Below are 22,147 nucleotides of genomic sequence, written 5' to 3' on the forward strand. Positions count from 1 at the left end.
GTTACTTGACGTAATCATACCACAGTTTTTGAAGCCGTCCTATAAGGACGGGGCTTTAAACCCAATTTCTCCGGTAATGTCTGAGGCATCGCTAACTGGGGTTATGCCAGCCGGCGCCGACGCTTAGGGAGCAATCAAGAGTGAAGCTTCCCAGAAATAAACGCGATCGCAATATTGAAATCTGCTTGTACAGACAGCTTCCAGGGAAAGATTTTGCGTGTTGGTCACATCCAGCGATACGAAAGCGGGTTCTCCTCCAGGTGAAACGGTTCGAGATTCAGCCCTTACTCCATCTATATACACATTAACAAGAACGCTGGGACTACCTTGGTCGTTATCGCGCATGCCAAACCCTAATTGCAGCCTCTCAAATGTGACATTCTCCTGATTGGGTTGCAGCCTACAGGTCAATGATGCCTGAGTATCGCCTGGACCCATATAAAATCGCGATGGGTAAACCGCTTTATTGACGACAACGTTTTCACTTCGACGTCTCCAGTTGCCAATACCCGCATCCACACAATTGAGCCTCAGCAGGGAGGTTGAGCGTTCTTGCGCTTGTACAATTTGCTGACTTTGGGCAGTTAACGCCACAAATAGGAGTCCACTGGCAATGATTTTCTGAATCAGTTTGCTTTTCATCATTTGATAGATTACCCACACCAACAGGCGTCAATACTACATCATCCCATGGGCTGAGGTTCATGCTTCACCAGATGGAATCACCCCTTGATCAAAGATTTGACCCTTTGTATCAATACCACGAACTAGGATGCGATCGCGATACACCTCGTAAGCGGCAAAACTTAGCTTTGAGGCGGAATGGGCAGTCCATGGCGAACGCCCGACAGCACGAACTCCAGCACCAGCACCACAAGTTAAATAGGTTGTCCCATTAATCGGAAAAGTACGCTCGTAGTTGTGGTCATGACCATTAATATAGAGTTGCACGCCGTATTTTTGAAACAGGGGAGTCAGGGTTTCAATAAACCTTTGATTCAATCCGTAGTGACCCGATGAATAAATTTGATTATGTCCAAAGACAATCTTCCAGGGTGCATCGCTGCGGCGGAGTTCCTGTTCTAACCACGGTAACTGACGCTGCCAATCCGCATTAGCGTTTGTATCCATCGCCCAAAATTGGACTGATCCCCGGCGAAAGGTATAGTATCGTCCCTGCATGTTGAAACCTGGATACCGGACTTGGGGATCACCATTGGCGGTGCGGATGTCATGGTTTCCCAGACAAGCGTGAAATTTCACTCCATTTTCCAGTAAGGCTTGATAGGGTTTTTCAAAGACTGCCTCTATCTTTTCAATCTCGCCATTGTTATAAATATTGTCACCCGCCAGAATCACTAACTGGTATGGATTCTGTTGATAATAAGCAGTCATTGCCTCTGCCACAGCATATTGTCCGGCTGCACCTGTACCTGTATCAGCAACGGAAACAAAGCTTAGCAGAGGTGGATCTGGGAATTGGTTTTGGGTGTCCGTTGAGGGTGTTGACTCAGGAGTCTGGGAATGGGGATCACTCGTCTGAGTCGTTTTACGGGCGTTGAGGTTACTACCAACGGCAATAACACCTAAACAACTGATACCACTCAAAATCAGAAATTGACGGCGTTTGAGGCTCATAGATCTAGAGCAGTCATGCAGACTGAAGACAAGACGGGCAAAAATGCTAAATTTGTGCTGTAGGAACAGCGTTCTGTAAGAAGAATCTAGCGCATTTTATGGCAATTGGCGTTGCTGGGGAGGGAGATTTAAGATGTCAAAGGAGCAGAATAAGCCTCAGACGTCCGTAGAGGCAGATGAATCCACTCAAGAAACTAATACGGCTGAACCCACTCGCCCGTCTAAAATAGTGGATTGGCTCTATCCCAGCTTTGAAACCGTTGAGAATATCTGGGATAGCATTTTGGCAAAAATTCGCTCTGTACTGCCACAGGCGTGGAATCAAAAGCTATCGGATTGGGGATTGACGGGCGCGATCGCGGCTTTTATTGTTGTCATACTGGTAACGACAGTCGCCCTAACCCTAGAGACACCGACACAGTTAGCCAAAGAAGTAAAACCAGAACCCATCTCTGCACCTCCAGAATTAGCCGTACCTGAACTTGCACAAACTCCGGAACTTACCCCAGAACAACGCCTGATTACAGCGATTCAAAATCAAGTGGCTGAAATTACGGATCACTATGCCAATGGACTAATTCAATCCATTCAAGCCAACTTTCCGGGTAGTCGTCTGATTGTAACCGTCAGTGACGGCTGGTATGAGTTGGAGACACAGGAGCAAGATCAGCTAGCTAGTGAAATTTGGCGTCGCTCGAAAGAATTGGAGTTGAGCAAACTGGAAATCACTAATTCCGATGGAACTCTATTGGCGCGGAGTCCAGTAGTCGGTTCTGGGATAGTAATTTTACAGCCTTAGACATTCGCCCCCTATTCAATACTCCACCAGATAGAAAAGCCAGGGAAGCCCGGTTGTAGGGGCGGGTTTTACAGATAACATTTTGCCACAAACCCATAACTTAATTAAACCCGCCCTTCTAGGGAAGCAATAGGTAGGTACTTATATCTTTAGGACTTACTCAGCCAATCTACCCAGAGTAGGAGCAATTCATGAATTGCTCCTACATGTAGTGGCTATGCCAATCAAATACTACATCTGGAACATCAAAAGCTGATCAGCGCATGGCTTTCTCAAGCTGGTTGGCAATATTGAATTGAGCCAGACTGGGGGATTCAATCTCAGTTCTGGCTAGTTGTTCTAACTCAATCGCTAGCGATCGCAGGTAGTCTGCTCGTTGGCGCATTCGGGTACTGATTCCCTCTGCACCAGTAGCAAGGCACTCGGGGCAAACATCACTAACATATTCGCCAGATTCCCGATACGCTCTTGCCACCACCTCTAACGGGAAAAAAATGTTACCGCACAAGTTGCAACGGCATTTTTCCTCGAAGTCATTACTCTCAACTTTAATTTGAATGGGCATGGAAGCTGTTCTCCAATATATATATGCAATTGTGGGATAGCTGGAATCCTATCTGGACTTGGCTAAAATGGACAGTTTATTTAATTATTTATTTTATTTTAACAATAAATGTAGTTAATTGTACAGATTATTCCTAATGAAAGAGAGAGGTTTTTTTGTTAGCTTTCCCTGACAATGATCCCGCCTATTTCACACCCAAGGGCTATCATAAAAAAATACTCAGAGTTAAGACCCTGAGTATAAATTGCCAAACAATTTAGTCAACGACGACAAATGAGCGATGACTCTATTGAGGCTTCGCTCGAACCGGAATTGGAGGAATTACAACACGTTTATGTTCCTTCGATTCTCAGCCGATGAATTCTTTAAGAGGTTATTTGATCAAAATGGTGAAGTTTTGCCTTAACCTTCCCACTTAGCTGCCATATGTTCAGCCAAATCGACAACCCGCTGAGAATAACCCCACTCATTGTCATACCAGGCAATGACTTTAACCATATCGCCACCCATAACCATAGTCAGACTTGCATCGACAATGGATGAAGCATCATGTCCCTTGTAGTCTGAGGACACCAACGGCAAGTCGCTGTATTCCAAAATGCCCTTAAGCGAGTTTTCTGACTCTTCTTTGAATACTTTGTTCAACTGCTCAGCAATGGTGCTTTTCTCAACTTGAGCCACCAAATCCACAACCGATACATTCGGGGTAGGTACGCGCATCGCGATCCCATTCAATTTCCCCTGCATATCTGGAATAACTAAAGCCACAGCTTTAGCGGCTCCCGTCGAGGTTGGCACGATATTGATCGCAGCGGCTCTTGCCCGACGCACATCACGGTGGCTGGCGTCCAGAATCCGCTGATCACCTGTGTAACTGTGGGTCGTAGTCATGGTTCCTTTAATGATGCCAAAGTGTTCATGTATTACTTTGACCACAGGAGCCAGACAGTTTGTTGTACAACTGGCATTGCTAACAATGTCATGCTTGCTGTGTTCGTAGTCGTGATGATTGACCCCAACGACGAACGTGCCGATGTCACCGCCTTTCCCTGGAGCCGTAATCAGCACCTTCTTGGCGCCAGCGGCTATATGCTTAGATGCACCATCACTGGTGACAAACACCCCGGTGGATTCGATGATTAGGTCAATACCCCAATCACCCCAAGGCAAGTTCAGGGGGTTGCGATCCGATACGCACTTAATGGTTTTGCCGTTGATGATGAGGGAGTTTTCATCATAGCCGATGTCGGCTTTGAGCGTCCCTAGCATGGAGTCGTATTTGAGCAAATGTGCATTTGTCTTGGGATCAGATGTGTCATTGATGCCCACTAAATCCAACTGACTATTTTCTCTAGTCAGTAAACATCTGGCGAAATTACGTCCGATGCGTCCGAACCCGTTGATCGCTACTCTAATCACTGCGTCTTGCCCTCTGTATTCAAGCTCAGTAAATATACTTTTTATGAACCCAATCATATCGCAAAGCCGGACAAATTCTAAATGCCAATTGCGCCAAGGATCGGGAAACGGGGGACATATAGGTAGCTCTAAGTCTTTCCCCCTAAGGGTTTGGGTCAATTTTAGTCGAGAGTAAGGGGTGTCAGATGTCGGATGTCGGGTGTTGGGTGTTGGGTGTCGGGTGTCGGGTGTCGGGTGTTGGGTGTCGGGTGTTGGGTGTCGGGTAGCTCCAAGAACCGGAGTTCTATATTCTGCTTAATTTTCCGGAAACCCCAGAATGACGGCTGTTTATTATAAAAAACCGTCTGGAGATAGAAAAACCGACTACAGTACAAACACGGTGGTCAACTCCACCGGAGCAATAACACAATTGATAGCTAGGTGTGTCTGTGGCAAAAAAAATCTGATAAATCCACCCTTTGCTATATCTTGAAAAATCAATTCTTGATATGATAGCGCGTGTTATTGGCACAGTAGGCTTGTGTGGTGTGGTGTGTAAGGAGTTAAGATGCCTAATACTGTTGATCTTAGTGGCAAACCATTCCATTTCATCGGAATTGGTGGAATTGGGATGTCAGCGCTGGCTTACGTTCTAGCCAAACGCAACCTTCCTGTATCTGGGTCTGACATTCGTTCGACGCATATTACTCAGCGGTTGCAATCCGTCGGCGCTCATCTGTTTAGAGACCAGAAGGCAACCAACTTGGAATTTTTTAGAGAAACGAATGTCCCAACTGATCAGGGCGTATCAGCAACGGCTATTGAACCAGAACCCACTCGAAAAACAGTTGCTGTCCCCTCGAAAGTTAGCAAATCTGTTAGGGATGACCATCTTGCCTCCTGCTTACCCCAAGTTATTTGTTCGAGTGCGATTAATTCGATCAATTCCGAGTACCAAGCGGCTGTAGAAGGGGGCTACCCGATTTTTCATCGCTCAGACTTACTCGCCGCGTTGATTCAAGATTACCGAAGTATTGCGGTGGCTGGAACTCACGGCAAAACCACAACCAGCAGTTTAATGGGATACTTGCTGCTGAAAACGGGTCTTGATCCAACTATCGTGGTTGGGGGAGAAGTGGATGCTTGGCAAGGGAATGCCCGTCTGGGTCAAAGTCCCTTTCTGGTTGCTGAAGCGGACGAATCGGATGGATCTTTAGCCAAGCTGGCTCCGGAAATTGGCGTGATTACCAATATTGAACTGGATCACCCCGACCATTACCAGAATCTAGACCAGGTCATCGAAACTTTTAAGATTTTTGCCGATCGCTGTCAAACTGTAGTGGGCTGTATTGATTGCCCGACCTTGCGATCGCATTTCACCCCGACAATCAGCTACAGCCTACAACGAACAGCCGGAGCTGACTACAGTGTGGATCAGATCGTTTATCAGGCACCATCCATCACGGCGCGGATTTGGGAAGGGGATCAGGTGTTGGGTACACTGCAACTCAATCTGTTAGGTCAACACAATCTCAGCAACGCCTTAGCTGTGGTCGCTGTGGGGCGATACCTGGGATTAGAGTTTGACGCCATAGCCTCCGCCCTAGCTACCTTTGAAGGTGCCAAACGCCGCTTTGAGGTTCGGGGTCAGTGTAAGGGAATTACGTTTGTCGATGACTACGCTCACCATCCCAGTGAGATCCAGGCAACCTTAGCGGCAGCTCGCTTACAGGTTGAATTATCACGCCGTATTGTTGCCATTTTTCAGCCCCATCGCTATAGTCGAACCTTGACATTTTTGTCAAATTTTGCTAAATCATTTGGCGATGCTGATCTCGTCGTTGTCACAGACATTTACAGCGCAGGGGAACCCAGTGTCGGACAAATTACAGGTGAGCAAGTGCGATCCGCGATCGCGGATCACCATGAGCGGGTGTATTACCAACCAACATTAGATGAGGTCTCCCAACTACTCGCCCAAATCCTGCAACCCGGAGACCTTGCCATCTTTCTCGGTGCGGGAAATTTGAATCAGATTATTCCCCAGGTTATAGAGTCCTACCAGACGGCTACACCTGACCATTCGACTCAATTGAGTCAAACCGTCTAAGATTGGGCTCACTCGGAGCCGCACCTGCTTCGGTGTGTCCACTGCCACTGCCTAAACTCCATCGGCATTCTTTTGACCTGTATTGAATATGACCTTGTCATCCTATTCTCCCCGCGTTGCTAACGCGCCACTATGTCAGGACGATCCTGACAAGCCTAAGCTTTATTTACCTGGCACCGACTGCCTTGTCCGTTCTCAGGTTCCCTTAGCCCGTCTGACGTCCTTTCGTGTGGGGGGTCCAGCCGAGTGGTACGTGGCGCCCCGACGGGTAGACGATCTGTTCGCCAGCTTTGAGTGGGCAGAGTCTCAAGGACTACCCCTAACCTTGTTAGGGGCAGGTTCTAATCTACTCGTCAGTGATTGTGGTTTGTCTGGCTTAGTTGTCTGTACTCGTCATCTTCGCTTTACCCACTTTGACCCCAATACAGGTAGAGTGACAGCCGAAGCGGGAGAGCCAATCGCCCGTTTGGCATGGCAGGCGGCTAATCGCGGTTGGCAAGGGTTGGAATGGGCGGTAGGAATTCCGGGAACTGTGGGGGGGGCAGTGGTAATGAATGCTGGTGCCCATCAAACTTGTGCGGCGGATCTGCTGGTGAGTGTGGAAACCGTTTCACCCACTGGAATCGTGGAGCGATTAACCCCTCAAGAGTTGGGCTTTCGCTATCGCACCTCCATCCTACAAGGGGGCAATCGCTTTGTGACTCAGGCAACGTTTCAGTTGCAACCGGGCGCTGATTCCAAACAGGTTCGAGCCACAACGACTCACCATTTAAAGCAACGGCGCGATGCTCAACCCTATCACTTACCCAGTTGTGGCAGTGTCTTCCGCAATCCCGAACCCCACGCGGCTGGTTGGCTGATCGAACAATTGGGTTTGAAAGGCTATCAAATTGGTGGCGCTCAAGTGGCTGAACGCCATGCTAACTTTATCTTGAACTGTGGCGGCGCCAAAGCCAGCGATATCTTCCAACTGATTCGTTATGTGCAGCACCAAGTCGAGCAGCATTGGTCGCTCTCCTTAGAGCCAGAAGTGAAAATCTTAGGACGGTTTCAGCCTGTCTAAGGATGTCGCATTGACCGTCTCGGTACTAAGATTAAGACTTAGCAACGATAAACCCGTCCAACTTGAGAGATACTCAATCAGTTATGACCAAAGGACAAGGATTCGGCTTCGGTTTAGGCAAGATGAAGGAACTTGCCGAAGCATTCAAAAAAGCCCAAGAGGTACAACAAGGAGCCAAACAGCTTCAAGAAGAATTGGAGCAAATGGAAATTGAAGGCTCCTCTAGCGATGGTATGGTTAAGGTGTTTATGAGTGGGAATCAGGAACCCCTGCGAGTCGAAATTGCTCCAGACGCGATCGCAAAAGGAGCCGAAGCCCTCTCAGAAACGGTTACAGCCGCCATGAAAGATGCCTATGATAAATCAACCACTACGATGAGGGAACGTATGGAAGAACTTACCAGTGGGCTAAATCTGCCGGGAATGTAACCTCACCTGTAGAACTGGGAATGAGAGTATAAGTTATCCATCGGAGACAGCACTCCCCAGTTCTGCTAGAGTACGGAGTATTATGTCGCTGGCTTTTCGCCAAGCGAGTACTGAGCTGGCTTACTTTTGGTGAAGCCTTACCATGAGCCATGAATGATGAACGTATTTCATGACTAACGAACGTGCTGAAGTCCTAGCGGCGAATCAAGCCTTTTATCAAGCGTTTGAGAAAAAAGATATTGACGCGATGAGTGCGGTCTGGTCGCAAGGAACTGGTAGCCTTTGTATTCATCCTGGGCGCAATGTGTTACGCGGTTGGCAGCCGATTCGAGTATCCTGGGAACAGATATTCAGAAAAACGAAATATTTAGAGGTAGAAATAGATATTATTTCCACCGAGATTCGGAATGAAATTGCCTACGTGATTCTGATCGAAAATATTCTGCAAATTAGCGGTGGCAGAAGTGTTCAGGCGCAGTCAATGGCAACCAATATTTTTGAGCGCATGGCTTCGTCTTGGTATCTGGTTCATCATCATGGTAGTCCCTTGATGCGTTGAGATTCAATGTAAATTTTTGAAAGAATCAATATCAGGATCTGCTAGGTTTTCCCTTTGCAGAAATTGTACAGGTAATCTGTAGGGGCTTTCTTTAGGAACTAAATCTTTCAATCAACCTCAAAAAAGAAGCCTATTACATCGGGGTTGATTTGGAATTGAGGTTATTGGTTGGGTTACAGACTGGGAAAGGGCGGGTTTTGTAGAAAGGTTATTGATTTGTCCGTTAAGTTTGCCCCTAAACCCGCCCCTACATTGCACGGCTTCCAAGAAGCTGTTCGGCATTTAAATTTTAATGCCAATAATGGCTCTCATTCTTGTAGTGCGAGCCTGTCAGCTCGCTACTAATACCCAATTTAAATTTACCGCCCTCTACATGATTACGGGTTTTCAACTGAATCGCACTGACTGGTATGCTGGTGGGCAATGCCCACCATACGGTATATCAAAGGTTTTGGCGATCTCACAAGGCAAATTAGAGAGTGCCATTCATTTTAAACTGCCGTTTCTGCCGTTTCCTCTGATAACTTCACCTCAGGTAATGGTAAATCTTGTGCTGGTATGTCTTCTACCCGTTGTGTCAAGAACGCCGCAATCACCATAAAGACACCGCCAATGACTATGGCTAAGAGGCGATCATTATCCAGAAGATTATCCATCACCCAGCCAAACCCCAAGGATACAGCAATCTGAGGTAACACAATAAAGAAGTTAAAAATGCCCATGAAAATGCCGGTGCGCTTGGGGGGTAAACCGCCAATGAGCATGGAATAAGGCAGGGTCAAAATACTTGCCCAAGCAATACCAACCCCCACCATGGACAGCAATAGCAGATATTGATTGTCCATCACCATCAGCGACATAAAACCTGCCCCACCGCAGAGGAGACAGAAGCTATGGGTGAGTTGGCGACTGGTGGCTTCTGCTATTCTCGGTAATAACACAGAGAAACCAAAACAAACGGCATTATAGAAAGCAATGCAAATTCCTGCCCATTCAATCCCATCGTTATAAAGTAATGATTGCTGATTTGTCGCGCCAAAAATATTCCAGGCGACGGCGGGGGGAAAGTACAGGAAAAAGCAAAACATGCCTAACCAGGTAAAGCACTGCACCCAAGCCAATTGTTTCATCACCGGGGGTATTTCTTTGAACGCGATCGCGGCTTCTCGAATACTATTGATCAAACCCCCTTTTTCCTTTTTTTGCTTCTCAAAAGCTTCTAAGTTTTGCGGCGGATATTCCTCTGTAGAGAGAACTGTCCACAGTACCGTACCAAAGAAAAAGGCAGCACCAATATAAAAGGAGAATTTCACTGTCAGGGGAATCGCCCCTTCATTTCCACTGAGGGAGGGAATATGAAAGAGGTTATTTAAAATCCAGGGTAATGCCGAAGCACTAACAGCGCCTAAGCCAATAAACAGACTTTGCATGGCAAATCCCATCGTCCGTTGGCTTCTTGGCACTAAATCCCCCACAAACGCCCGAAACGGCTCCATGCTGATGTTGACCGATGTATCTAAAATCCACAATAATCCGGCTGCCATCCACAGTGCCGATGAGTGAGGCATTGCAATCAGCGCGATCGAACTCAAAATTGCCCCAATCAAAAAATATGGTCGTCGCCTACCCAGAGATCCCCAGGTATTATCACTCATATTGCCAATAATCGGCTGCACGATTAACCCCGTCAGGGGGGCGGCTAGCCAAAGAATGGGAATTTGATGGGCATTTGCACCTAGATACTCAAAAATGGCGCTCATATTTGCCATTTGGAGTCCCCAGCCAAATTGAATGCCGAAGAATCCAACGCTCATATTCCAGAGCTGCCAAAAATTTAATGGTTGTTTTTTCATGAATCAGTTGTCTTTCCAACACTAGGCGATCGCTCATCATCACCCGTTCGGGTTGATAACCCTGCATAGCCCGATCGCCTTCTATGATTACCGACTTTCTACAAGGAACATTTAATGTTGACACTCCCCGCTCTTGCATAGACGGGGATTCTGCTGACAGAGTAGGCTGTGGCAAAGCCCACAATCTCACTCTCGCTACGGTCGTCAAACACCGTCTACCCAGTCGGTTTAGGTCAATGCCTAACTTTCTGGCTACTTTTCTTAAAATGTTAGCACTGCCGTTTAAATCGGCATTTACAATCAAACCATCGCTACTACGATACAAGCCACGCTTTATTCGTCTTCCTAGTGCTTTCCACCCGTCTGGTTTTTCACCAAACTTAGGCAGGGAGTCTTAGATGTCAATCGTGCTACAATTATCCTTGTGCGCCAAGCTTTTGTTTTACAAAAATTCGAGGCTGCCATTAAGCCGAACGCGATCGCTTCCCTTACTGCCCCGCGAACCGTTAAGCGGACACTAACAAGCAACGTGCGCCCTTGACCAAGGGATCAGGTTAAGTTATAGAAAAATCTAATCATACCCACTAGAAATTCTAATCATTAAAGCGAAGCGTTAGGTCTAAACTCCCTTAAACTTAAACTTAAGGAGACGAACGGATAACCGGGGGAACCGCATCTACAACTCTTTATCTCCTCCAAAAAATAAAAATAGAGATAAGAGTTCCCATAATAAAGCCCCAGCTATAAAATGCTAAATTTTTTACCGCCAACCCCAAGCACTGGGAGTCAGGCTTCCGATCCTTTTTTCGCGCTCTCGTTGGATATGCTGTGCGTGTTGGGGGAAGATGGTCATTTCAAGCAACTTAATCCCCGATGGGAGGAAATATTAGGCTTTACTCATCAGGAACTTTTAGCACAACCTTGGCTGGAATTGATCCATCCCCAGGATCAACAGTTAACGCTCGCCAAGCTAGAATCCCTGACCCGGAATCCGACTGCACCGATCCGCTTGAAAAATCGCTGTCGTTGTGCTAATGGATCTTACAAATCGCTGTTATGGAATGTCTCAATCCACCCCGAAAACAAATTGATCTACGCTGTGGTGCGTGATCAAACCGAATGTAAGCAATCCAAGGAAGCATTACGTGATAGTGAAGAACGCTTCCGCTGTCTGGTAGAAAATGTCAAAGACTATGCCATTTATATGCTAGACCCAGAGGGACGGGTCATCAGTTGGAATCAGGGCGCTGAACGGATTAATGGTTATCAAGAAGAAGAGATTCTCGGTGAACCTGCGTCTCGGTTTTATTTACCGGAGGATGTTAAAGCAGGTAAACTAGAGCAAGCCCTAAAAATCGCGGCAGAAAACGGTCGGTTTGAGGACGAAAGTTACCGAGTCCGCAAGGATGGATCGATATTTTGGGCAAATGCAGTGATTACAGCATTGTATGACAAAAAAGGGCAATTGCGCGGGTTTACTAAAGTAGTCCGGGACATCACTGAACGCAAACTGGCACAAGAAGCGCTACAAAATGCTCATGATGACTTAGAAAAACGAGTGGCTGAACGCACCGCTGAACTACTGCAAGTCAATCAGCGACTCAGACGGGAAATTAAAGAACGTAAACAAGTCGAACATCAACGGCGGCGATCGCAAGCCCAGTTGGAACAACAGACTCAGCAACTGCAAGACGCCCTGCAAAAGCTCAAACACACTCAAGCCCAACTCGTTCACTCGGAAAAAATGTCGAGTTTAGGGCAATTAGTTGCGGGAGTTGCTCACGAAATTAACAATCCAGTTAACTTTATCTATGGTAACCTGAATTACGCTGAGCAATACTTTCAGGATATATTAGAGTTAGTTGAGCTTTATCAAGAATCCTTTCCCAAACCCTCAGCCAAAGTTCAAGAGCATATCGAGATCATCGATTTCAATTTTATTACCACGGATCTGCCGAAGTTACTGCATTCGATGAAAGTGGGGGCGGATCGGATCTATCAAATCGTGCGATCGCTGCGGAATTTCTCCCATCTGGATCGCGCCGAGAAAAGCGTGGTGGATATTCATGAAGGGATTGATAATACTCTGTTGATTTTGCAAAGCCGCATCAAAGTCAAAGCAGGGCGAACCTCGATCACTGTTGTCAAAAACTATGGCGACTTACCCTTGATCGACTGCTATGCGGGACAATTGAACCAAGTGTTTATGAATATTCTGTGTAACGCGATCGATGCTTTAGAAGAAGGATTAGACAAAGGTCTATTGGGCGACAGAACTTCATCTAAAAGCCCCACAATTCAGGTTAGTACGCAGGTGATTAACGAAAACTGGATTGCTATTCGGATTGCGGATAATGGTGTCGGTATTCCTGATTGCGTGAAGCAGCGACTGTTTGATCCTTTCTTTACCACCAAACCCGTTGGCAAAGGTACGGGATTAGGCTTGTCTATTAGTTATCAGATTGTGGTAGAAAAGCATGGCGGACATCTCAAATGCTTGTCATCACCGGGTCAGGGAACAGAGTTTATCATAGAAATTCCCATTGAACCTAATCTACAGCAGTATTGTTGCTCAAATCTTTATCAAAATCCGGTAGATTCACAGATTCGAGCATCTCAATCCTCAATTTCTGATTCCTTAAATTCCATGGCATTAAAGTAAGTGAATTATGAGGAACAGTAAACAATAAACAAATGACGTAGCTTGCTTCTCAAGGGAGCGAGTATGACAAATGACGATCTACGACGATCTACTTAGATGATCTTAAACTCTTTGAGTGCAGGCAAAAAGTTTCGGTTTTCATGACTAGGGCGCGTCAGTTTAATTAGGGCAAAGCGCTGGGCGGTAGTTAGGGCTTCCCACTGCTCAAGCGTGAGGGAAACATCAAATTCTTGGGCTTTAGTTTGAACATCGGATGGAATTGTCGCTGCTTCCATCCAAGCTGGATTGGGTTCGATAGCAAGTTCTGAAGCGGGTTGACCTGTATAGTTTGTTACCAAATCTTGTAAGTACTGCCGATAGACTTGGCTTTCGGGGGCTGTGGTTGCGGGCATTTCCACTAACGTCTGACGTTCTTGCTGGGTAAATTGATGCCAGTGGGCTAATTTAAGTTTGACGCCACAGGTGTCTAATTTCATTCGCACCTGCATAGGGATGCAGCGTAAGGAATCGACGAAATCTTTTTCAAATTGGAAGAAGTGAGTCATAGTAGGGGAGAAGCTTATGCGCCCAGATTGTTCAGCTTTACGGCTAAATTTTACTCGCAAATGCTTCGCCCAGTCAAACGTCAAACGTCAAAATGGATTTATCTGATGGGATAACCGATAATCTATCCACCAAACCCGTCCTTAATCACCCCTACTACCTCAACTAGAAAAGCCGTTTTACTAATGATTGTTTCTCGGTGCGGTGCGGCGAATAAGCCAATAACTAATGGAGAGTGATAGAATCGCTAGGGCTAAACCAATAATTTCGATGCCTTCTGTTTTTTCGAGGTTGAGAATGATAATTTTACGGGCGACAGCAATTAGGGAAGTGACGATAACGAGTTCAACTTGAACAACGTGCTTGCGGAGATAGGCAGTAATATTTTCTAGAATTTCCAGCGCAATCAGAATATTTAAGAATAGCCCAAAAACTTCAAACAAGCTTTCATTAAAGAAACCCACTGGTTCAACCAGCAGTTGTTTGGAGAGAACGATAATCAAATCGAACATTGCCACCAAGATGACGGCAATCATCACCAGAGACAAAATCTTGGAGACAATGCCCTCAACCTGTTCAATGGCGCCCAGAAATGTGTTGTCCCTACAATTATCTTTCAAGAGAAGGAGTAATTTTTTTAATCGCTGCATTTTTCTCTAGGAGTCACCCTGCCAAAACCATAATATCATTGATGGAGTAGTACAAGACGATTCTAAGCTGTTCGACATTTAAACCTTAATGTCAACAACTGCTCTCATCGTTGTCATGCTAGCATCTTGCTCGCTACCCATTTCCAATTTCTATCATGTCCGGTCAAACACCCCGAATAAAAGCGTCTGAAACCCTTGTTATTAAAGCATTGCAATTATGGGCAATTGTCAGGACATGATATTACAGCGATTTTCAAGTTAGTAGACTACAGCCCATAATTGAGCACAGAAGTAACGTGGCAAAAATAAATCTGGGGGACTCTACATGAGCAAACTATTTTTTTAGCTAAAGTTCTTTCAGCTTGGCATCTAAATCAAAGGGTTGTCCATAATCCCAAATTTTCATATCTAAACGATGATTAGATACCGTGATTTCCAATTCAACAGGAGTCGATTTTGATAAGCCTTTGTGGGCGTGACGAACAACATTGGTAAACGCCTCGACTAGGGCAATTTGACCTAACTGCCAAACTTGTTGGGGAATGGGTAAATGCTGGATCTGCCCATACCAATCTAAAATTTGCTCTACGGCATTGAGGTCGCTATTGACAGTAAGCTTGAGGTTCCGATAACGAGACTTGATTCGTTTTTTTCTAAAGTAATTTCCCAGAATCAACGTCAGCCGCCTGCAAAAACAAAGTAACCTTGCCAACAGATTTTTCTGTTGGCATTTCGGTAATATTTTAACGGGTTCTTGTTCATAGACTTTGCTGATAAACAAACAATTTTTATTGTCTTGGGTGCGGGTATACCTGATATCGTCGGCGATCTGGGAAATGATTTTTATGCCCATTCCGCCTTCAGGGAGTTGCTCTATGGTATTTGGCATAAGAAAAGTCCCCTCATGGAAAGAAACTATTTTTTAGTATCCAGGATTTGTAGGTAGTGCATTGTGATAGATAGATTGACAGTAACGTGATAATTTCCGTTGGTCTGAGTAATTAGCTGCACACCACTAATGTAACTTGAATCACATTAATACGGTTAATGGCATCAAGTTCGCTCATTTTCTCTCTTGTTAGTGTTTCAGTCGCATCGATGACTGAACTTATTGTCCAGAGTAGCTTTTAGACTCAGGACAAGAGGGTAGAAGTAACAGACCCACTAAAATTTCCCTTGCCGCCCCTGTCTGTCTTGTTTAGAGGTGTTTGGAGGCGGTTGGTATGATGCAGGAGTAGCCTCTATGTGAAAGTTAGAGTAATAACCTTAATATATTCTAAATGATCTATGCGATCGCGCCCAGTAATTGGTCTAATTATAAATTGAGCGGTTGAGACAAGCTGGGGAAACGCTACTGCCTTTCGAGGGTGCGGTTCACCCCTTTACTCTTGAGTGTCGATACCCTGACACCGAGGGGGTTCTGGATTAGTCACGCTGTCAGCATCGCGTTGTTTCATCTTTCGGTTCGTCTTAATATAGTCCTCCAGCCAATGGCAACCATAGATCAGTAGTTCATCTAATTGATCTAATTTGTGGAGTTCATTTAAATCCCACAAAATTACAGTATTATCTGCACTGGCTAATGCTAAGGTTTGACCATCAGGAGAAAAACTCACGCCTCTAATTCCATCCCGATGTCCGGTCAGAGTTCTGATGAAAGTCCCATCCAGGTTCCATAGTTTCACGGTTTTATCATCACTGGCTGTGGCGATGGTTTGACCATCCGGTGAGAAAGTGACGCTACGAACCTGATCCTGATGTCCTTCAAGCGTCTTAATTAGTTCTCCTTCTATTGTCCAAAGTTTCGCCGTATTGTCCTCACTGGCTGTAGCGATGATTTGACCATCTGGTGAGAATGCCACACTCCGAACCCAACTTTTGTGTCCGTTGTCTCCTGTGAGTGTCCTAATCAAGCTGCCATCAGGCTTCCAGAGATTTACAGTTGTGTCATCACTGGCTGAGGCAATAATTTGACCATCGGGACTAAACGTCACATCCCTTACCCAGTCGCGATGATCTTTGAGTAAGGTTTTTCGCCACACACCGTCGAATCTCCAGAGTGTAACAGTATTATCTCGACTGGCTGTAGCAATCGTCTTGCCGTCGGGAGAGAAACTGACACCAAATACTTGATCAGGATGCCATAGAGTCCATTGAAGTTTACCATCGCCCGTCCAAAGTTTCACGGTTTGGTCATAACTTGCGGTGGCGATGGTTTGACCATCTAGGGAAAAACTCACATCTAAAACCTCTTTAGTGTGGTTTTTGGGAAGTTCTCGCAGTCTATAGTTTGGTGTATTACTTCCATCGGTTGAAGAATCCTTTTCCCATAGTTTTACCGTTCCATCTTCACTGGCTGAGGCAATCCTCTGACCATCAGGGCTAAAGCTTACATTCCAGACTTTACCGATATGTCCGTTGAGGGTTTTTTGGAAAATTCTGTCACCCAGTTGCCAGAGTTTTAATGAGTGATCCGCACTGGCTGAGACTAGGCGATTTTCAGATAAAAAACTCACATCATAAACACCATTGCTATGGCCGGTTAGGGTTGTTTGCAATTGCCCATTTTCCACGTTCCATATTTTAACTGTATTATCTTGACTCGCTGTCGCCAGGGTTTTACCATTGGGGCTAAAACTGAGGCTTGATACTGAATCTCTATGCCCCTTAAGGCTTCTCACAAAGTCATCCTCAAGTGACCAAAGTTTAACTGTGCCATCCCGACTGGCTGTGGCAATTATTTGACCATCAGGGCTGAAAGTGACTGCCCAAACTATATCTGAATGTTCTTTAAATTTCCTATTAGGAATGGTTTCAAATTTTCCCTCAGCCGTGCGTTGCCAGAGTTTCACGGTATTATCCCGACTCGCTGTGGCTATAATCTTACCATTGGGGGAAAAACTGACGCTATTAACACCGTTTTCATGACCTTCAAGTGTTTGAATCCAGCGACCTTCTAAGTCCCACAATTTGACAGTATTGTCTTGACTGGCTGTGGCAACGATTTTGTCGGTGGGGGAAAAGCTGACATGATAGACGCCTTTGTCATGTCCCTTGATAGTTTGGTAGGGGGAGGTTTCAAAGCCACCTTTACCATTCGCTTTCCATAATTTAACTGTATTATCAAAGCTAGCTGTAGCTAGTATCTGACCGTCTGGTGAAAAACTCACGCCCAATACTCTATCAGAATGGGCTTTAATTGGCGGCATTAATAATGTTCCATCTGGCTTCCATAGTCTTACAGTTCCGTCATAACTGGCTGAGGCAATGGTTTGACCGTCCTTTGAGACACTTATATCCCAAATAAGACCTTCGTGTCCTTCTAAGCGATTACGTTCTTCTAACCAGAAAATAGACTGTTGTAGTGCGGCTACAACTTGAGAATAAATTTGCTTATTGGTAAGTAACTTACTTTTTTGCCTCAATTGGGTCCCAGCATTAATCGCTTCGATTAAAGACTCAAATCGTTGACCTGACACAAATAGGGCTTCTGATGTCTTAATTCTGGCTAAAATTTGGTTTTTTTCTGCTTCTTGCCGATGAGATTCTGATGTTAACCAATTGGATTTTGCTTCTTGCCTACGGAATTCTGCTTCTTGCCAAAGAATTCCTGTTGAAATTGTCAATATAAATAAAGTAATACCTGCGGTTACTGCTGCAAAAACTTGCCGTTTCCGAAATGAAATTAACTTTTCTTGACTCAAAGTATTTTTAATTTCATCTAATAAGTTAATTCCTCTGGGTTTCCGAATAAAATAGGCTAAATAATCATGAACAATTTGATAGCGGATGCCATGAATATCAGCAAGTTTAAAAACTAAACCTGATTTAATAAAAATATCTAAGACCAAACTCAATTGTTGGGAGTCTCCCGCCTTTAATTGGTCAGGTTTTACAGCAAGATCCGCTGCTAAGGCTTTTAACTGTGCCTCCAAATCAGCACGACTTTTGAGGGGGCGAGGTTTTTTCCCTTGGGTGAGTAAGTACAAGACTAATTCAGCCGTTCGTTGATTTTCAGAGCCGCAATCTTTAATCACTTCTGCCAAATAGCGCTGCACCAGTTTATCCTTCGGACCCCGTTCTTGATACTCAACCAGGGTAGTAATTCCTTCCGTTTGCATTTGTGCGCCGACTACTTGCAACTCAATGGGACGCACTTCTCCTGAGCGGCTGGCTAAATCCTCCACGATTGCATCAACCAAAGCGGGTTCCAAAGGAAACTGAGAACCGTCAGTCAAATGTTTAATAACATTCTTGGCGTCTTTCTGTGAAAACTTGCCTAAATGATAGAGAATATTTTTGTTGAGAATATCATTCTGGATGGCGGCTAGTTGGGATAAGTGATTGCCAATGAGCAAATAATGGAGATAATCCTCTCGTATGGAAAGGATAACCTTGACAAAGGGAATATCTAGGCATTTACCAAAAAACTCAAAAAATTCTTGTTTTTGCTCCGATTCGGTGCAAACAAAGAAAAATTCCTCGAACTGGTCAAAAATTAGAACAGTTCGCAGGTTGTGATGTTCATTTTGAGTCAGTTGTTCAATGACAGTAGCTGCTGAATCGGGTATAGCGGATAAGATAGTTCCTCGTTTCTCAAGCGCTTTAAAGAGTGACTTACTCAAATCCTTAACCCAATTCGTATAAACGCGCAGTGGAACGGGCAAGATATCGCGAGTATCAGTACCAAGAGTCTGATACCTCAGAGTTGGCAGTAAACCCGCATTGATCAGGGAACTTTTGCCGACTCCCGATTGACCATAAATCACTGTCAGCTTATGCTGAGGACTGATAATTCTAGCAACCAAGCGTTTGATATCATTTTCTCGACCGGACGCCAAAATCTCTCTAGCTACAGTCTCCCGATGCTCTGATTTCGTGAAGGATAAATTTCTCTGTCGTCGGGATTGTAAACGTCCCGCACCCACAAAGGCTCGGAAATTAAATTGTTGTTCGATGGAGCGCCGACATTGTTTAACGTCAAAGGCTTCGAGATAATGGTGTTGTTGATAGTATAGATTTCGCAACTCATTCAAAATCTGAATATAAAGTAGCGGATTATTTTCCGGTTCAGCTTTTTTGGCTGTTTCTAGAGTTGCGATCGCGTCCTGAACCTCTCCCAACTGCTGCTGCGCTCGTGCTAAGAGTAAAAGATACCAACTCTGATGCTGTGCCTCCGTCGTAGCGTCTGAGAGTTGCAACGCTTTTTCCACGAAAGCCTTTGCCTTGCTTCCATGGTGCTGGTACAATGCTACTTCGGCTAAAAAGCCATAATTTTGAGCTAATAGCGCCGGATTACCATTCTTTTCATGCAAGGGTTGGGCTTTTTTGGCAAGTTTTTGTAACTCATCCCAATTTTCCAAGCGTCGCCATACTTCACCAAGCTGACCAACAAACTTAGCCACTAAATCAAGACGCCCCACCTGCTCAAAACAATCAATGCATTGCTGAAAATAAAACAAGGCTTTGTGCCAATGGCTAGAACTTTTAGGTTTATATAACTCGGCTTTACGGCAATAACATAACCCAATGTGAAACAGTAGCGCTCCCTCTTTTTCTCTTAATGTTGGCGTTTGGGGTGGTGATTCCCAAGCTAATTTTTGCCAAAAGTCAAGGCTATGCTGATAGTATGCCAAGGCTCCATCAATTTCATCCTGGACATAAGCCTCTAGACCCAACACAAAGTCTAGACTAGTTTGCAGCGTTTTTGGTATGTCTCTACCTTGATTTTTTAACTCCTGCACAGCGGCGTTAATTTCCCAACTCAAACCCCTGCCTAAGATAGCATCATTGGCTAAAAATGGGCTTGCACCAAAGTCTAAAACCTTTATAAATAAAGTATTGGCTTTCTGTTGTAGCTCATCGAGCAGCGTTTCCGGCGGGTATTTCAACACCGTGCGCTTCGCCCAACTCTCAATATCTGGAACTAACCGAATCAGCTTCCGCACGATTTCATCATTAACCCAAATCACCAGAGGGAAAGGACAGTTTTTGCGAAATTCTTCCCGTACTTGATTCATTGAAGTGAGCAGGCGATCGAGGTGGTAAACAGATTCCAACCCTACTATCATTAACGCTGATGGTGTTTGGGTTTCCTGTTCCTTTTGAATTGTGGAGTAGAGTCTCTGGGTAGACGCATGAAGCACAAGTTCTGTGATCGGTACAGAGCAGATATCTTTAAGCTGCTGCATTGATCGCTCTCGCAGGCTAATGTAGTTACAGTGAACCAACATTAAGGAAAATTGCCCCTCAGACATCGCGATCGCCCAGGCAAGTTCTTGAATTGATTTCTGGTTATCGCTCCTCGAAGATGGGTTCATGATTTGAATTCCTCAGCTTCGGCTAAAATTGGATTGATCACAAACCAAGACCCTTGGCGATCGCGATATTCATAGACGAACATACTGCGAATCAGTTGTTCGTATCCCTCATCGCCCGTGACTTTTTTCTCATCAGCCACTCGACGCAATAATGCCCATTCACTCTTATCAACAGCTAACTTCAGAGCATTTTTATAGTCTAAAATTACCTCTTCTAAGCTGTTGCGGGAGATGGGTAATCCCATTTCTTTTTGGATGGCATTATTAAGCAACCGTAGCAAATTGCGGACATGACCCCCACTAATCCGACAGAGGCGATCTAATGTTTCAGGTGTATCAAAAATCTCTGTCATTTGATGGAGACGTTGCTCCGCCTCTAAATCAGGAAACGCTCTGGCTAGCACCATCTGTCGTAGTAGTGCCATTCCTTGTTCGCATTCACTACCATCGCGCAACTGAACCCATACCATGGGTAATACAGTTGGATTCTTAAACCGTTGAGTCAAAGGAGCAAATTCATTAGAGAACCTCAACGCCAAGGGCATGGTATATATTAGATGACAATTTAAACTGCGTAACTGCTCTCCTCGGTCTACAAATAAGTATTCTTGCTGATTACGTCCCCAGGGTTTAGCCGAACTGTCAATTCGGTCAAGATTATCAACAATAACTACTAGCCCTTTTTTACCATCGTCTTTAAGTCTCTTAATTCCAGGTTCGATGAGTTCCGAGTTAATTGCCTCTAATATTCCATTGGTGCGCGGTTCTAAATATCCCCTTAATTTATTCCGAAACTCTGGACTAGCTTTTGCCCTCGCGGTAATCTTGCCAATTAAGGGAGCCACAAACGATAATCCCTCTTCCTTGCTCACTTTAACTTCACCGATTCCAGGAATGCCAACATTAACCGAAAAATCTCCGGCGGTACTAGCCGCCACATTACCCAACCCCGGAACCGAAGTGTCAGCCGTCAGCTCAATTTCGGTTTGCAACAGCTTCGCCACTTGTTTAAGAATAACTTGAGGATTGTGGGAACGGTTCTGTTCAACCCTATCCAAGCTTTCACTTACCTGCGCCGCGATCGCCAGTAAAATATCGCTGACATCCACGTCTGCCATTTCCAAATTTTGAGAGGATTCAAAATATACAATATGGAATCCTTCTCGCTCTAACTGGGCTTTGAGTTGCAGTAACTCGGTAGACTTACCACAGCCAACGTGTCCAGTAAAGAGTTGGCAAGTCGGTGTATCAGGAGACCAAAATGCAATTTGATTGCTTAATTCTTTGATTACATGTCCCCCGCGCACAGGAGAGAAATCAATATAATAGTTTTGATCCTTAGCGGTATTATCCACAAATAAGGTTTTATCGGGATTAGTGGCTTGGAAAAATTCTCGTAAATCTAATGTCATGCCATACCCATTCTACTAGTGACATTGCTAGCTATTCTCAAACAGAAGCAGCTAACGTACTGTAAATAACAGATACCGTAAATGCAACTTTAAATAACTCTCTAGGACTGTTATACTTCCTGATTCTATTTTAATCGGGAAAATTTG

At 45.0% G+C, this 22,147-nt stretch carries 16 protein-coding genes and 1 pseudogene; 6 read left to right on the forward strand and 11 right to left on the reverse strand.

What is annotated here, in order from left to right:
* Positions 1 to 123: 123 nt before the first annotated feature.
* Complete coding sequence (locus ACLGGO_RS27440; protein WP_446337004.1) at positions 124 to 645, reverse strand: hypothetical protein; 522 nt, start codon at positions 643 to 645, stop codon at positions 124 to 126.
* A gap of 57 nt (positions 646 to 702) precedes the next feature.
* Entirely contained in the window at positions 703 to 1,638 is a 936-nt protein-coding gene (locus ACLGGO_RS27445; RefSeq protein ID WP_446337005.1) for a metallophosphoesterase, read from the reverse strand.
* Between the two features lie 133 nt (positions 1,639 to 1,771).
* Between ACLGGO_RS27445 and ACLGGO_RS27450 the strand changes: the two genes are divergently transcribed.
* A complete protein-coding gene (locus tag ACLGGO_RS27450) occupies positions 1,772 to 2,437 on the forward strand; it encodes a hypothetical protein (RefSeq protein WP_446421668.1) in 666 nt (221 codons plus the stop codon).
* Positions 2,438 to 2,693: 256 nt separating this feature from the next.
* On the opposite strand, the gene ACLGGO_RS27455 is transcribed toward ACLGGO_RS27450, so the two are convergent.
* Positions 2,694 to 3,002: a hypothetical protein gene (locus ACLGGO_RS27455; protein ID WP_446337007.1), complete on the reverse strand. Its 309-nt coding sequence runs from the start codon at positions 3,000 to 3,002 to the stop codon at positions 2,694 to 2,696.
* A 402-nt stretch (positions 3,003 to 3,404) separates the two neighbouring features.
* The gene (locus ACLGGO_RS27460) at positions 3,405 to 4,421 is read right to left on the reverse strand and encodes a type I glyceraldehyde-3-phosphate dehydrogenase (RefSeq protein ID WP_446337043.1); all 1,017 of its coding nucleotides are present in this window, start codon (positions 4,419 to 4,421) and stop codon (positions 3,405 to 3,407) included.
* 547 nt (positions 4,422 to 4,968) lie between these two features.
* Here ACLGGO_RS27460 and murC point away from each other — a divergent pair.
* From murC to ACLGGO_RS27480, 4 genes are all read left to right on the forward strand, one after another.
* On the forward strand, positions 4,969 to 6,510 hold the full coding sequence (gene murC, locus ACLGGO_RS27465) for a UDP-N-acetylmuramate--L-alanine ligase (protein ID WP_446421669.1): 1,542 nt from the start codon (positions 4,969 to 4,971) through the stop codon (positions 6,508 to 6,510).
* A gap of 88 nt (positions 6,511 to 6,598) precedes the next feature.
* Positions 6,599 to 7,573, forward strand: a complete 975-nt coding sequence (gene murB / locus ACLGGO_RS27470; protein WP_446421670.1) for a UDP-N-acetylmuramate dehydrogenase — start codon at positions 6,599 to 6,601, stop codon at positions 7,571 to 7,573.
* An 83-nt stretch (positions 7,574 to 7,656) separates the two neighbouring features.
* Positions 7,657 to 8,001, forward strand: a complete 345-nt coding sequence (locus tag ACLGGO_RS27475; protein ID WP_446337010.1) for a YbaB/EbfC family nucleoid-associated protein — start codon at positions 7,657 to 7,659, stop codon at positions 7,999 to 8,001.
* Positions 8,002 to 8,170: 169 nt separating this feature from the next.
* A complete protein-coding gene (locus tag ACLGGO_RS27480) occupies positions 8,171 to 8,560 on the forward strand; it encodes a nuclear transport factor 2 family protein (protein WP_446421671.1) in 390 nt (129 codons plus the stop codon).
* 491 nt (positions 8,561 to 9,051) lie between these two features.
* Here the strand turns inward: ACLGGO_RS27480 and ACLGGO_RS27485 are convergent, their stop codons facing one another.
* Together ACLGGO_RS27485 and ACLGGO_RS27490 are read right to left on the reverse strand one after the other, a co-directional pair.
* A complete protein-coding gene (locus ACLGGO_RS27485; RefSeq protein WP_446421672.1) occupies positions 9,052 to 10,413 on the reverse strand; it encodes an MFS transporter in 1,362 nt (453 codons plus the stop codon).
* A 136-nt stretch (positions 10,414 to 10,549) separates the two neighbouring features.
* Positions 10,550 to 10,807 (reverse strand): annotated as a pseudogene (locus ACLGGO_RS27490) (RNA-guided endonuclease TnpB family protein); the annotation flags it as partial.
* A gap of 354 nt (positions 10,808 to 11,161) precedes the next feature.
* On the opposite strand from ACLGGO_RS27490, the gene ACLGGO_RS27495 reads away from it, so the two are divergent.
* Positions 11,162 to 13,075, forward strand: coding sequence for a PAS domain-containing sensor histidine kinase (locus ACLGGO_RS27495; RefSeq protein WP_446421673.1), 1,914 nt, complete (start codon positions 11,162 to 11,164; stop codon positions 13,073 to 13,075).
* Between the two features lie 92 nt (positions 13,076 to 13,167).
* Here the strand turns inward: ACLGGO_RS27495 and ACLGGO_RS27500 are convergent, their stop codons facing one another.
* From ACLGGO_RS27500 to ACLGGO_RS27520, 5 genes are all read right to left on the reverse strand, one after another.
* Entirely contained in the window at positions 13,168 to 13,620 is a 453-nt protein-coding gene (locus ACLGGO_RS27500) for a nitrate reductase associated protein (RefSeq protein WP_446421674.1), read from the reverse strand.
* Positions 13,621 to 13,800: 180 nt separating this feature from the next.
* Positions 13,801 to 14,268, reverse strand: coding sequence for a phosphate-starvation-inducible PsiE family protein (locus ACLGGO_RS27505; protein ID WP_446337017.1), 468 nt, complete (start codon positions 14,266 to 14,268; stop codon positions 13,801 to 13,803).
* A gap of 346 nt (positions 14,269 to 14,614) precedes the next feature.
* Positions 14,615 to 15,157 (reverse strand): ATP-binding protein, encoded by a 543-nt coding sequence (locus ACLGGO_RS27510; protein ID WP_446421675.1) that lies wholly within the window; start codon positions 15,155 to 15,157, stop codon positions 14,615 to 14,617.
* 493 nt (positions 15,158 to 15,650) lie between these two features.
* Positions 15,651 to 20,588: a WD40 domain-containing protein gene (locus ACLGGO_RS27515; protein ID WP_446421676.1), complete on the reverse strand. Its 4,938-nt coding sequence runs from the start codon at positions 20,586 to 20,588 to the stop codon at positions 15,651 to 15,653.
* The gene (locus tag ACLGGO_RS27520; RefSeq protein ID WP_446421677.1) at positions 20,585 to 22,000 is read right to left on the reverse strand and encodes a P-loop NTPase fold protein; all 1,416 of its coding nucleotides are present in this window, start codon (positions 21,998 to 22,000) and stop codon (positions 20,585 to 20,587) included. The genes ACLGGO_RS27515 and ACLGGO_RS27520 overlap by 4 nt, the downstream gene beginning before the upstream one ends.
* Positions 22,001 to 22,147 lie beyond the last annotated feature (147 nt).

Origin of the sequence: Coleofasciculus sp. (genome assembly GCF_046565525.1) — a bacterium.
Lineage (GTDB): Bacteria > Cyanobacteriota > Cyanobacteriia > Cyanobacteriales > Coleofasciculaceae > Coleofasciculus.